Genomic DNA, 13,351 nt, shown 5'->3' with positions numbered 1-13,351 from the left:
CGATCGCCATGACCGGTGGGCCCGACTCCGCGTCTGCCCGGCCCCCGGCGCCGATCGGCGACTACGGGCTGCTGGGTGACACCCGCACCGCTGCCCTTGTTTCCGCCGACGGCGGGATCGACTGGCTCTGCGTGCCGCGCTTCGACGGCGAACCCCTGTTCGGCCGGCTGGTCGGGGGTCCGGACGCGGGAACCTTTCGGGTCGGTCCCGCCCGACCGGCCACGGTCGTCGAACGGCGCTACCGGCAGGACAGCGCCACCCTGGAGACGACATGGGCGGTCGGTAGTAGCCGGCTCACCCTCACCGAGGCCATGGTGGCCGAGGTCAGCGGCCGACTGCTGCCCACGACACTGATCGTGCGGCGGCTGTCGGCCGAGGACACGGCTGTCGACGCCGTCGTCGAGTTCGATCCCCGCCTCGGCGTGGGGCACCGCCGGCCCCGGGTCCACCGCCGGCACTCGACCCTGGTGTGTCAGTGGGGGGCACTCGCGGTGTCTCTGGACAGCACGCCTGATGTCACCATCGAACCAGGTCGCCCCGCCCTGATCAGCGTCAGGCCGGACCGACCGGTCACCCTCGTGCTGGCTGTCGCCTACCGCGAACCGCTGATCCGCGTCGATCCGGCACGGGCCTGGGATCTGCTCAACGAGGACGAGGAACGTTGGCGGGTCTGGACCGCCGACGTCGACGGGTCACTGCCCTTCCGGGACCACGTCGTACGAAGCCTGCTGACCCTGCGGCTGCTGACCTACTCGCCGTCGCGAGCCCCGGTGGCCGCACCCACGACGTCACTGCCCGAAGATCCAGGCGGGGTACGGAACTGGGACTACCGCTACGTCTGGCCGCGTGACGCCAGCATCGGCGTCAGTGCGTTCCTCAGCGTCGGCAAACCCGACGAGGCCCGCGGCTTCCTGGCCTGGCTGCTGCACGCCAGTCGGCTGCAACGGCCACGCCTGCCGGCGCTGCTCACCCTGCACGGCCGCCACGTACCGGCAGAACGGGAGCTTCCCGGCTGGCCCGGCTATCTCGGCAGCGTCCCGGTGCGGATCGGCAACGCTGCCGCCGGCCAACACCAGCTCGACGGCTACGGCTGGCTGATCGACGCCGCCTGGGCGTTCGTGCGGGCGGGGCAGCCCCTCTACTCCGAGACGTGGCGGGCGGTGCGCGGCTTCGCCGACGTGGTCACGCGTTGCTGGCGGGAGCCCGACGCCGGCATCTGGGAGGTCCGCCAACCGGCGCAGCACGTACATTCGAAGCTCATGGCCTGGCTCGCTCTGGACCGGGCCCTACGCATCGCCGACACGCACCCCCTGTCACGTCGGCGACGTCGACGCTGGCTGGAAGCACGAGATGCCATCGCCGCCGAGGTCCGGACGTCCGGCTTCGACTCGACGACGTCCAGCTACGTCCGCACCTACGGCTCGGCGGACCTGGACGCGGCCCTGCTCATCCTGCCGCTGCTGGACATGGACAGCGTCGAGTCGCCCCGGGTGCACGGCACCATCGACGCCATTCGGGACCGGCTCTCCGCCGGAGGTCCACTGCTCTACCGCTATCCGCCGGGTCGGGACGGCCTCCCGGGGACCGAAGGCGCGTTCCTGCCCTGCTCGTTCTGGCTGGTCCAAGCGCTCGCCCGCACCGGGCGCCGCGCCGAGGCGGTCGAGATGTTCCAGATCATGCTGGGTTACGCCAGCCCACTCGGCCTCTACGCCGAAGAGCTGGACCCCGCGACCGGCGCACAGTTCGGCAACTACCCCCAGACGTTGACCCACGCCGCGCTCGTCCAGGCCGCACTCGCCATCCGGGACGCCCCCGCCGGCGAGTGACGCCGTGGCCCGGGCCCGGTCGGACGGTGCCTCAAGGAATGCTCAAATTCGATCGACGCGAACCACTGACGCCGCGGACGCACATACGCTCACCGGACCCAGCCCGCTCACGCCCTCCCGTTCCTTCTCGCGACGGCAGCCGTCGTCGTACCCAGGCTCACCGCGCGTCCGGCAGGGCTGTCCTCAGTGGGGGCGACGCGCACGGGGGTCTGTCACCACCCCAATCATCCGTCGTGAGTAGAAGGAGGGGGAATGCGGCGCATACAACGACGCATCGCGCTTCTCGCGCTGCCCGCCCTGGTGGGTAGCATCCTCGTGGCAACCGGGCCCGCGGGCGCGGATCCCACGGGATCGGCGGCCACCGCCGGCCGATCCCAGGTCGAGGATCGAGAGTCGGTACGCCTCGTACACATCAAGCTGACCGGTGCCGACATGCTGGACAAGGTGGTCGCCGCCGGCTTCGACCTCGAGCACGGTCTCAAGCGCGTGCCGACCGGCATCGAAGGTGAGGCGGTGGTCACCGCCGAGCAGGTCGCCGAGCTCAGGGCGATGGGTGTCGAGGTGCTCGGCGATGGCGAGGGCTTCGCCTGGAGTGACCAGGCCGACGGCGGCATCGGCGCCGCCGCCGCCCGGACGGTCCAGCCGTTGAGCCACGAGGCGACGGTGCGGATCGCCCGCGCCGACTGGTTCACCACCAAGGGCCAGGGCTTCCTCTACGTCGAGGCGCGGACCACCGAGGGGCAGCAGGCGGACCCGGTCGTCGGGATGCAGCTTGAGAACGACTCGGGCAAGGGTACGCCGTTCGGCTTCGCCCGGACGATGAGCCGGTTCGTCGACTCGGGGCAGTACATGTTCCACCGGAACCTGTTCAAGCTCGACGCACGACCCAACAAGATCCAGGTGACGAGCTCCACCGGCGGCGTCGCCACCGGCGTCGTCTCCAACTGGCTCGAGGACGCCCCGCCGCCGCTGACGGCGAACCCGTCCTACAAGTCGGACTTCGTGGACGGCTACAAGCACCCGCAGCAGCTCTACAGCCGAGCCAAGGAGATCGCCCGCCAGTACCCGGACATCGCCGAGATCGTCTACCTGCCGAACCAGACCAACGGCTACCAGCGCAAGGCGCAGGCCACGATCGGCGGTACGGGGCAGGCGGCGGTCGTCGTCAGCTCGGCGGCGTGGGGCCACGAGGGTGGCAACGACGTCACGGTCGAGTTCGTGGAGCGGCCGGGGGCGAACCTCCCGCTCGCGGTGGAGGTCGCGGGCAAGGCGGTCCGCGTCCTGCTCGCGAAGGATGCCTCCGGTGGGCCGGCGAGTACGGCTACCGAGGTGGCGGAGGCACTGCGGACCCGGTCCCAGGGCCTCATCGACCGGGCGCACCCGTACCGCACCAACACCGGCAGCGGCGTGGTCGCGCCGACGGCCGGCGCGGTCGCGCTGACCGACTTCCTCGACCAGAAGCGCGCGGGCGCACCGGAGGGCGAGGTGCCGCGCGGCCCGGTCACGATCCCGGTCCTGCGGATCGGCAAGCACCGCGACGGCAAGAAGCCGGGCGTGCTCATCCAGGCGCAGGACCACGCCCGCGAGTGGGTGCCGGCGACGACCAGCCTGGAGTCGGCCGAGCGTCTGGTGCACAACTACCGGTCCGACCGGGAGACGAAGACGATCGTCGACAACACGGACGTCTTCTTCATCCTCTCCAACAACCCCGACGGGGCGAACTACAGCTTCTACAACTTCGCCTCGCAGCGTAAGAACATGACGAACCACTGCCCGGACGCGACCGCCGATCCGGCGCAGCGGAACTCCTGGGGTGTCGACCTGAACCGGAACTACCGGGTGGGGTCGGGCCACGACGGCTACGCGGGTGGGTCGACCAACTGCGTCAGTGGCACCTACCAGGGGCCGGAGGAGCTGTCCGAGCCCGAGTCGAAGAACATCATCTGGCTGGTCGAGAAGTACCCGAACATCAAGTTCATGATGTCGGTGCACTCCAACGGCGGTCAGTTGTTCTGGCAGCCCGGCGCCTACATCGCGGACGGGCGGATCACCACGCCGCGCCCGCCGCTGGGTGACGAGGCGTTCTACTGGCAGTCCGCAGCCAGGATCCTGTCGCAGGTCAAGGCGCACCGGGAAACCGTCGTCACGCCGGAGAACGTCGGCGGCTCGTCCGACGTCCTCTACTCCTCCGCGGGCAACGTGCGCGAGGACCTGTACCACACCTACGGGATCTACGCCTTCGGCTGGGAGGTCGGCGGCTCCGTCTACAACCCGGCCACCGGCGACTGGCAGGGCGGTTCGTTCCAGCCAGAATGGGCGGGAAATCCGGAACTCGTCAGCGGCCACGCCGAGACGATGGAGTACGCCAACGGGATCATGGAGATGTTCCGGGTCGCGGCGGACTGGGGCAGGGACAAGAAGGACCCGACGTCCCGGCTCATCCCCGGCGACGGGAAGTACCGCGGGCCCGTCAACGTGCGCTTCGAGACGAACGAGCCGGCCACCATCTACTACACGACGGACGGCAGCCGGCCCACGCTCGAGTCGCCACGTTATGCGGCGACCGAGTTCCGTGAGCCGGGGCAGGTGTTCCACGTGACCGAGACCACGACGTTCCGCTGGTTCTCCGTCGACAGCGCCGGCAACATCGAGAAGAACTACGACCCGACGAAGAACGACCGGCGCAACAACTACCGCACGGCGACCATCACGATCGTCGAGAAGTAGCGCCCCCTCCACTGACCATCGCCTCGTCAGTGCGGTCCGACCGCACTGACGAGGCGATGATCGCGCAAGCCCCGACCTGGGCGACTACTGGTTCAGCGGCTCGATCCAGATGTTGCGGTACTGGACCGGATTGCCGTGGTCCTGCAGTCGAATGGCACCCGTCGCCGGACCCTCGGGCCGGCTACCGCCGGTCGGGCCGAGGATCTCGACGTCGTCGTGCACCGTGACGCCGTTCCACACCACGGTGACGCGGGGGTTCTGGACCTTGTTCCCGGACGCGTCGTAGCGGGCCTGCCGGTAGGTGATGTCGTACGTCTGCCAGGTCTGCGGTGGCAACGCCGCGTTCACGTCCGGGGCCTTCTGGGTGTAGATGGCCGCGGCGTCGTTGGTCTGCGGCGGGTCGATGCCGAAGGAGTCCAGCACCTGGATCTCGTAGCGGTCCTGCAGGTACACCCCACTGTTGGCACGCGCCTGGCCGGTCACGTCCGGCGGGTACAACGGCAGGTTGAACTCCACGTGCAGCCGGAAGTCGCCGAAGGCCTGGACCGTGCGCAGGTCCCCGCCGCGCACAGTCATGGCGCCGTCGGCGACCGCCCACTCCGGCTCGCGCCCGTCGCTGTGCTGCCACTCGGTGAGCCCGTCACCGTTGAACAGCGTGATCCGCTTGCCATGCGGCCGGACGGCGAGCACGTCCAGGTTCACGTGCCCGGAGTCCGCGGCCTCCTTGCGGTACTCGACGACATTGCGACCCTTGTTCAATTTCGCCGTGGTGGTGACGGTGCCCCACTCCTTCCAGGTCACCGTGGAGGGGAAGACGGTCTGCTCGACCCGTTCACCGTTGACGTACAGGCTCAGCTGCTTCTCGCCCGAGTAGGGATTCGGGCCGTTGCCGTAGCGCATCGCCAGGTCGTACGTCCCGGCCTCGCGGACGTCGACGGAGATCCTGGTCGACGCGCCGTCCTGGGCGAATCCGGCGGCGAATCCGGCGCCGGAGTACGCGGCGTGGTCGGTGGCCATCCCGACGCCGGCCGTGCGGCCCTCCTCGGCCTCGAAGAAGGTCTGCGGCTGCACCACGCGTCCCGGGATCTCGTTGAGCGTGTACCAGGCCTCAGTGTTCCACAGCTCCTCGCCGCCGGCCGAGCTGAACGGGCGCGGGGAGCGCACGTGCACCACGCGGTTCTCCTTCAGGCCAGGGATCCTGAGCTTCACGGTACGGCCGTCCGCTGACAGTTCGGCCTTGGCCACGTCGAGCGTCTCCAGGTCGAGCTTGGGACCGCCGTACTGGCTCGTCGCACCGTAGCGCCACTGCGTCACCTGGTACGCGTCGGCGAGCTTCTCGGCGGTCTCGGCCGACAGGGGCTTGGTGTACTCCAGCTCGAACCCGACATGCGACGCACGCATCCGCTTGACCTCGAACGCCGAGGTGCCGTTGGGCGTGAGCTTCTGCAGGCCGTAGCTGAGCTTGCCCTCCTGGCCCCAGTTGCCGCCGGCGCCGAGACCGCCCACGTAGAGCGCGCCGTCGGGGCCGAGGGCGACCTCGTTGATACCGGCCTCCAGGCCCTGCGTGTGCCGGAACACGGCACCCTGGTACTGCCCCTCGATCTTCTCCAGGAAGACGCGCTGCAGGCCGCCGTAGGTCACGTCACCGACCACCAGTTGCCCCGCGTACGGCCCCTGCTTCAGCAGCACGGGAGTGGAGGGCGAGTTGCCGATCTCGTTCTGCGGAAGCCAGACGATGGGACGCGTGACCGGCTTGTCGTCGAACGGACCAGCGGGCGTCGTGTAGTGGTTGTAGAAGGCCCCCTGCTGGATCTGGACCAGCTTGGACGCGGGCAGCCAACCGCCCTGGTTGTCGGTGACGAGGACCTCGCCGCCCGGGCCCCACCCGATCCCGTTGGGGGTGCGCAGTCCTCCGGCGACGTAGGTGATCTCGCCGGTCCTGGCGTTCACCTTGATCGAGGTTCCGCGGTTCGGCGCGGGCTGGGGCACGGTGGTGGCCCCGCCCAGGTCGATCGCCACGGAGAGGTTGAGGTGGAAGTATCCGTCCCGGTAGAGCAGACCGAACGCGAACTCGTGGAAGTTCTGGCCCCACGGCCAGGTCGCCACCGTCCGGCGGTCGTCCGCGTCGCCGTCGCCGTCGGTGTCGCGCAGCGCGGTCAGCTCGTGCTTCTGGCTGACGTAGACGGTGCCGTCGACCACGGCCACGCCCTGCGGCTCACGCAGGCCTTCGGCGAACTTGCGGTAGGTCACCCGGTCGGGTGAGGTCTGGCCGGTGGCGCCCTCGACCACGTAGACCTCGCCGGTCGCGTTGTCGGTGCCGCCCCAGGTGGTGATCACCAGGGCGCCGTCGGGCCTGAAGGCCATCCCCGTGACCTGCGGTTGGAACCCCTCGGGACGCAGGTCGGTGAGGGTGTACCCGGGGTGCACCCGGTCGAGCGGCAGGCCGTCGCCGGCAGAGTCGGTTGCTCCCTCGCAGTACTTCCAGCCCGGGGCGGTGACGCGTACGACGCCGGCATCGGTGCTCAGCGCGGAGGGCGGCACGAGTTCGAAGCTGTCGGCGCCCGGCGGCCGCCACTCGAGCCGCAGCACCTGGCCGCCGCCGTTGTCGAAGAACTCGACGAACAACGGGTGTAGGCCGGCGGTCAGGGTGACCGACCCTTCCTTGGCGGTCTCACCGTGCAGGCCGTCATGGTCGACGACGAGGTGGTCGTCGATCGTGAGCCGGGACCCGTCGTCGCTGACGAGGCGGAACGTGTAGTCGCCGTCGGTGGGCACGGCGAGGTTGGCGGTGACGTGGGTGATGAACCGGTCGGACAGGCCGAACTCGTCCGTGGTGGTCCAGTTGACCTGCGGCATCAGCTTGTCGACGTTCGGCGTCTGTGCCGGCTTGAGGGTGCACAGCGCCGACAGTGGGGCGCCCATGTCGTACGAACGCAGGGTGACGCCGGGTTCCTGCGGCGGGACATCGGCGGCGACGGGTGCGGCCCCGGCTGGACTGACGAGGACCGTGGCGAGCAGGGTCGCCAGAGCGGCACCTGCGGCCACGAAACCGACGCGATGGCGTCGGCGCCATCGATTCGGTGCGGTCATGGTTCCTCCCGATGGGTGCGGGTTCTGGCCGAGGTGGGAGACGCGGACTCCCCTCTGGACCGGCCAGAACGGTCTCGGAACGCAAAAGATTGATCGCAGACGCTATCACTTCACATTTATCGAACGGAACTTTTAAATTTCTGGATGAAAGTGCCCCCTGTTGGCCCTGGCTCCCTGCCGTCCTCTGCGGCGGGATCGATCTCGTGAATTCTGAGTCAGGTCGCGAGCGGATCGAGAAGAATCGACCACGTGACGAGTGACAACCCCCACCGAGGGTGGTCCGGCCGGACCACCTGGGTTGGCCGGTTCAACGCCCAGCGGCGCTCGTTCCTGCACACCGAGACCGGCAGCGCACGGGTGGTGCTGGTCGCCGCGGTGGTCGCGCTCGTCTGGGCGAACCTCCACGTTCTGTCCTACGAGTCGCTCTGGAGCACCTCCTTCACCGTTCAGCTCGGCGACTGGCCCGTGTCACACGACCTGCGTACCTGGGTCAACAGCGGCCTCATGACGTTCTTCTTCCTGGTCGCCGGGCTGGAGCTGCGCCGCGACTTCGACATCGGAGAGCTGCGGGACCGACGTCGGCTGACGTTGCCGACGTTGGCCGGGCTCGGCGGCATCCTCCTGCCGATCGCGATCTACCTCGCGTTCAACGCCGGGCAGACCACCGCCGCGGGCTGGGGCGCGGTGATGGCCACGGACACCGCACTCGCGCTCGGCGCCCTGGCCGTCTTCGGGCCACGATTCTCGGACCGGTTGCGAGGTTTCCTGCTCACGGTCTCCGTCATCGACGACCTGGTCGCGATCGCGGTGCTGGCTATCGCCTACCCGGAACATCCCTCGCCGCCGGCGCTGCTCGTCGCGACGGGAATCTTCGCCGTCGTCCTGCTCGTCAGGGCGTGGGGGCGTGCGGTACGGGCCGATCTACGCGCTGCTGGGGGTGGCGGCCTGGCTCGCCGTTTCGAAGTCCGGTGTCGACCCGATCGTGGTGGGTCTGGTGATGGGGCTGCTCACCTACGCCTATGCCCCCGGCCGCACCGAACTGCAGCGGGCGAGCGACCTGTTCCGCCTCTTCCGGGAACAGCCCACCCCGCAGCTCGCCCGTTCGGCCCGGGTCGGGCTCGCCTCGACGCTCTCGCCGAACGACCGGTTGCAGAACCTCTACCACCCGTGGGCCAGCTATGTGATCGTGCCGCTCTTCGCGCTGGCGAACGTCGGAATCGTGATCGACGGCGAACTCCTGGCCAGGGCCGTCACCTCCCCGGTCACGCTGGGCGTCGTGGTGGCATACGTCATCGGCAAGCCGCTCGGGATCGTGGCCACCTCGTGGCTGGTGGCCCGCTTCAGCCACAACCGGCTCCGGCCACCGGTCGGCTGGGTCGCCGTCGCCGGGGTGGGCACGGTCTCCGGCATCGGGTTCACCGTCGCCCTCCTGATCGCCACCCATGCGCTGCATGGCCCGGCCCTGGAGGAGACGAAGCTCGGCATCCTCGTCGCGACGGTTGCTTCGGCCGTCATCACCTGGCTGGTGTTCCGCTACGCCGCCCGACTCCCGGCGGCACGGCGTGCCCGTGCGCTGCTGGGCGCCGCCGAAGGGATCATCGACCTGATGGTCCCGGTCGATCCTGAGCGCGACCACATGCGCGGACCGCCCGAAGCTCCGGTGACGGTCGTGGAGTACGGGGACTTCGAGTGCCCCTACTGCGGGCAGGCCGAGCCGGTGGTCCGGGAGCTGCTGACCGACTTCGCCAACATCCGGTACGTGTGGCGGCACCTGCCTCTCACCGACGTCCACGCGCACGCCCAACTCGCCGCCGAGGTCGCCGAGGCGGCGGGCGAGCAGGGCGCGTTCTGGGAGATGCACGACCTGCTGCTCGACCACCAGGACGCACTCAGTCCCGCCGATGTGCTCCGCTACGCCGAACAGCTCGGCCTGGATCTGGCGCGGTTCCGGGAGCGCCTCGCCGAGCGCGAGGGCGCCGAGCGAATCGCCGAGGACGTCGACTCGGCCGACCTCAGCGGCGTCACCGGCACCCCGACCTTCTTCATCAACGGCCGGCGCCACCACGGCGCGTACGACATCGCCGCGCTTTCCGCCGCCGTGAAGGCGGCGTTCGCCAGCGCGAAGCTTCGCCCCGCGTACCGTCGGGATCCCGGGCCCCGCCGGGAGGGCTGAGCGCCGAGCTGCCGACGGTCTCGGAGGCGGCCTGGTGCTCGGCGATCAGGGTCTGCCGCCGATACGCGGGGTCGTGCCGAGAAACTCGTGGATCGGGCGCGCGACCTTCAGCGGCGGCAGTGCCACACCAGCGGCCGGTACACCTGCTTCTCGTAGACGGCACCGACCACGGTCAGACCGTCGTCGCTGATCCCATTGGCCGTGTACGTGCCGGCCTCGGTCGCCCGGACCTCGGAGCGGCCCGGCAACCGGCGGGACGTGCCGTCTGGGGCGACGACCAGCGGCGAACCGTCGCCGACCAGCAGGTCGCCGTTGCCGGCGATCCCGGTCGCACCCGAAAATGGCAGCAGGCTCACCGCACCAGTCGTGAGATTCCACCGTACCGGCAGCATCTGCACGGACCCGCCCTGCTGGGCGCCGGGAACCATGCCGATCGCCCAGTCGCCGTGCGCCGAGTCGACCGAGGCGCGCGGGTAGCCGTCGGGCACCGCCAGCGCCGCCCCGGCGCCCTGCGGCGTCCACCGGTAGGGCAGTTGGTCGGTCGTGCCGACGATTGTGCCGTCCTCGGTGATCCCGGTCGCGGCGGATCCCGGCTGGCCGACCAGCCGGTACTCCTGCGGGCGGTTCGCCGACCACAGCACGGCGTGGTGCGAGTCGCCCGCTCCCCTGGCGGTGCCGGCGATGTCGCCCCGGCCGTTGATCGCGTGCACGAGAACCGCCTGGTAGCCGCGCGGGGTGGCCAGGGAACGCAGTTTCCCGTCCCGGTAGACCCAGCCGGTACCGTCGCCGTTGGTGCCGACCACGATGCCGCCAGCGTTGACCGCGGCCGCGTGCCGCGCGGTCGCAGGCAGTACACCCGCCCGGCCGTCGGTCCACAACACGACCCGCCCGTCCTCCTGCCCGGTGCCGATGTCGCCGACGATGTACCGCCCGGTGGGGTCGACGGCGTTCGCCACCGCGACCGGACCGCTGATCGGCTGCGGCAACCACGAGGCCTCGCAGGTGACCGGCGAGGGCGGGGCGGCCGTCACGGTCCCCTGCGGTGACGCCGCGAGGGCCGGCGGGACCGGAGCCGGCCGGCTGGCGGCCCCGCCGAGCTGGGCGGCGCCCAGGACGCCGAGCCCGGCCATCACCGTCACCGCGGCGATCCCGCCGACGCGGCGGCGCTGTCGGCGACGCCGGCCGTCGCGGACCGCCCGGCCAACATCGACCTTCGGCTCGGGAACCGACGCCGACTGCATCAGTGCGGCGATCCGCTGGTCGTCCAACGTGGTCATCTCGGGTTCCTCCCGGACATCTCGGTGACGTCGAGCACCTGGCGGACCGCCACCAGCGCCCGAGCCGTCTGCGACTTCACGTTGCCTTCGGAGCAGCCCATCGCGGCGGCCGTGTCGGCCAGCGACAGGTCGCACAGGAACCGCAGGACCAGTACGGTGCGCTGGCCGCGGGGCAGGTGGGCGAGAGCGGCGACCAGGCTGTCCCGCTCGGCCAGCTCGTCGTGCGGCGTGACCGGCGGGCGCTCCGGCACCGGCACCGACCCCAGCAGCCGGACCTTCGCCCAGCTCAACCGCTTCTCGTCGACGAGCTTGTGGACCAGCATCCGGTGCACGTACGCGTCGACGTTGTCGGCCCGACTGACCCGGCGCCAGTTCACGTACAACGCCGTGATCGTCTGCTGCACCACGTCGTCGGCCAGGTGGGCGTCGCCGCACATCAGGAACGCGGTCCGATGCAGGCTCGGCAGTCGCGCGGAGACGTACTCGACGAACTCACCCTCGGCATCAACCATGGGGCTCCCTCCTCCGCAAGCTCGACGGGTCCGGACGACCGTCAGGTTGCGTCAACGCCGAAGTTCGGCGGGATGGAGGAATGAGCTACATCGCTGGCGAACTCCTCAGGTCACGATCCGTCCGGAGGGTTGGCCGGCTGCTGTCCCGGCCAGAACGGCCACTCCTCGAACGACCGACAACGTCCGTCGTCGGCGAATCGCATGATCCACAGGTCGCGGTACTCCTGCTCGACCGGGTCGCCGTAGCGGACCTCCAGGCGGACCACCGCGGTGTCGCCCTCGACCGCGACGATCTCCCTGCTCATCTGGAACACCTCGTCGGGACCCTTGCGCTGCGCCTCCCACATCCGGGCGATGGCCGGCAGGCCGACGACGGGCGTCCAGTACGGCCCCTGCTGGTAGCTCGCATCCTCGGTGAAGAGCGTGACCAGCCCGTCCGTGCCCGGCGTCCGCCACGCCCGCTCGTAACCGGCGAGCCAATCGGCGACGTGCTTCCTGTCCATGGACATCACCTTGCCATTCGACGGACGGCATGCGGCGGGAAACGAGGTCTCGTCAGCCCGCCCGACTCACCTGACGCGGAACTCGTTGCCGTCCGGGTCTGCCAGCATGACTGCGCCGTTCTCACCGATATCGAGGCGAGTGGCCCCGAGGGAGATCAGCCCGTCGACCGCCGCCTGCCGGTCACCAGCGGCCGGGATGAGCTCGAAGCGTTGCCGGTTCGGCTCCCTTTTCGGGGCCACGGGTGGGCCTGCCCATGCGACCTTCGTGCCGCCGCGCGGTGACTGGATCGCGGTCTCCTCGTCCTGGTCCCACACCAGCGGCCAGCCCAGCACCTTGCTCCAGAACAGGCCGACCTCCCGGGTGCCGTCGCAGGTGAGCTCACCGAGGAAGCCGCACCCGGCGAGATAGGCGTTGCCGGGCTCGATCACGCAGAACTCGTAGCCCGCGGGGTCGGCCAGGACGACGTGCTCGTCCTCGGGGCGCTGCCCGACGTCGAGGTGGCGGCCACCAAGTTCCAGCGCCGTCGCCACCGTGTGCTGCTGATCGTCAAGATCGGTGCTGGTCAGGTGCAGGTGCATGCGGTTCGCTCCGAGTTGGCCCGGGCGGCCCGGAACGAATCGAAGACCGAGTTGTGCGTCCTCGCCCGGCAGAAGCGCACCGGCGGCATCCTCGACCACCTCCCGGCCGAGGAGAGCGGCCCAGAACCGCGCCGCACGAGCCGGGTCCTGCGCCTCGAAGGTCAGTGCCAGCAGTCGCGAATGCATCACCAGACGGTAGAGACCGTCCGGCGGGACAACAAGGCATTAACGAGTTCGCGCAGGACCAGGAGGTCGAGGGGCCGAGGTCCGCTTCGCTCTGGCAGGCCGCGACGTGATCAGGCGCCAATCGCGATGGCGAAGATGTGCATGGTCGGTACGCCGGACGCCGGCCGGGCACTGATGTTGGGCAGCTCGACCCGTACCACCTGCTTGTTCTGCAGTGCCACACCCACGTAGTAGACGCAGGCCGCGGTCGTGACCCGCTGGTTGCCGGGCCGGTTCTGGTATGCGGTCACGATGGCGGCGGTGCCGCCGGGATGGGGTCCGCCGTACCAGCGCGGCGACGATACATCGGATGTCTGGGTCCCAAGGGAGTGGCTGGGCCCGCCGGGCCGTCGGCGTCGACCAGCGGGCCCGGGGTGGGAGCGGTACGGCTGCTGCTCCGCTCCCACCCCGCGCAGGTGCCGTCACCACACGGTGGTGC

Annotated in this window: 8 protein-coding genes and 1 pseudogene; 3 read left to right on the top strand and 6 right to left on the bottom strand. The window is 70.1% G+C overall.

Annotated elements, in window-relative coordinates:
• The first annotated feature begins 8 nt into the window (after positions 1-8).
• Positions 9-1,826 carry a glycoside hydrolase family 15 protein gene (locus M8C17_RS20250; protein ID WP_252418085.1) on the top strand — a complete coding sequence of 606 codons (1,818 nt, stop codon included), beginning with the start codon at positions 9-11 and terminating at the stop codon, positions 1,824-1,826.
• 252 nt (positions 1,827-2,078) lie between these two features.
• Positions 2,079-4,553, top strand: a complete 2,475-nt coding sequence (locus tag M8C17_RS20245; RefSeq protein ID WP_252418084.1) for a M14 family metallopeptidase — start codon at positions 2,079-2,081, stop codon at positions 4,551-4,553.
• Between the two features lie 84 nt (positions 4,554-4,637).
• Here the strand turns inward: M8C17_RS20245 and M8C17_RS20240 are convergent, their stop codons facing one another.
• On the bottom strand, positions 4,638-7,598 hold the full coding sequence (locus M8C17_RS20240; protein WP_252418083.1) for a family 16 glycoside hydrolase: 2,961 nt from the start codon (positions 7,596-7,598) through the stop codon (positions 4,638-4,640).
• Positions 7,599-7,892: 294 nt separating this feature from the next.
• Between M8C17_RS20240 and nhaA the strand changes: the two are divergent.
• Positions 7,893-9,816 (top strand): annotated as a pseudogene (gene nhaA, locus M8C17_RS20235) (Na+/H+ antiporter NhaA).
• A 107-nt stretch (positions 9,817-9,923) separates the two neighbouring features.
• On the opposite strand, the gene M8C17_RS20230 reads toward nhaA, so the two are convergent.
• The 5 genes from M8C17_RS20230 to M8C17_RS20210 all read right to left on the bottom strand — a co-directional run bounded on the left by M8C17_RS20230 (position 9,924) and on the right by M8C17_RS20210 (position 13,163).
• Positions 9,924-11,093: a hypothetical protein gene (locus M8C17_RS20230; RefSeq protein ID WP_252418082.1), complete on the bottom strand. Its 1,170-nt coding sequence runs from the start codon at positions 11,091-11,093 to the stop codon at positions 9,924-9,926.
• A complete protein-coding gene (locus M8C17_RS20225) occupies positions 11,090-11,605 on the bottom strand; it encodes a SigE family RNA polymerase sigma factor (protein WP_252418081.1) in 516 nt (171 codons plus the stop codon). The genes M8C17_RS20230 and M8C17_RS20225 overlap by 4 nt, the downstream gene beginning before the upstream one ends.
• 110 nt (positions 11,606-11,715) lie before the next feature.
• Positions 11,716-12,108 carry a nuclear transport factor 2 family protein gene (locus M8C17_RS20220; RefSeq protein WP_252418080.1) on the bottom strand — a complete coding sequence of 131 codons (393 nt, stop codon included), beginning with the start codon at positions 12,106-12,108 and terminating at the stop codon, positions 11,716-11,718.
• Between the two features lie 66 nt (positions 12,109-12,174).
• On the bottom strand, positions 12,175-12,873 hold the full coding sequence (locus tag M8C17_RS20215) for a VOC family protein (RefSeq protein WP_252418079.1): 699 nt from the start codon (positions 12,871-12,873) through the stop codon (positions 12,175-12,177).
• A gap of 110 nt (positions 12,874-12,983) precedes the next feature.
• Complete coding sequence (locus M8C17_RS20210; protein ID WP_252418078.1) at positions 12,984-13,163, bottom strand: hypothetical protein; 180 nt, start codon at positions 13,161-13,163, stop codon at positions 12,984-12,986.
• Between the last annotated feature and the right edge of the window lie 188 nt (positions 13,164-13,351).

Origin of the sequence: Micromonospora sp. RHAY321 (assembly GCF_023896955.1) — a bacterium.
Lineage (GTDB): Bacteria > Actinomycetota > Actinomycetes > Mycobacteriales > Micromonosporaceae > Micromonospora.
The sequence above is the reverse complement of the archived record's forward strand: the minus strand, read 5'-3'. Positions and strand labels throughout refer to the sequence as shown.

Excerpts from the sequence above, each read along its gene's own strand:
- M8C17_RS20245 (WP_252418084.1), top strand. The coding sequence starts at position 2,079 with ATGCGGCGCATACAACGACGCATCGCGCTTCTCGCGCTGCCCGCCCTG.
- M8C17_RS20250 (WP_252418085.1), top strand. The coding sequence starts at position 9 with ATGACCGGTGGGCCCGACTCCGCGTCTGCCCGGCCCCCGGCGCCGATC.
- M8C17_RS20215 (WP_252418079.1), bottom strand. The coding sequence starts at position 12,873 with ATGCATTCGCGACTGCTGGCACTGACCTTCGAGGCGCAGGACCCGGCT.
- M8C17_RS20220 (WP_252418080.1), bottom strand. The coding sequence starts at position 12,108 with ATGGACAGGAAGCACGTCGCCGATTGGCTCGCCGGTTACGAGCGGGCG.
- M8C17_RS20225 (WP_252418081.1), bottom strand. The coding sequence starts at position 11,605 with ATGGTTGATGCCGAGGGTGAGTTCGTCGAGTACGTCTCCGCGCGACTG.
- M8C17_RS20230 (WP_252418082.1), bottom strand. The coding sequence starts at position 11,093 with ATGACCACGTTGGACGACCAGCGGATCGCCGCACTGATGCAGTCGGCG.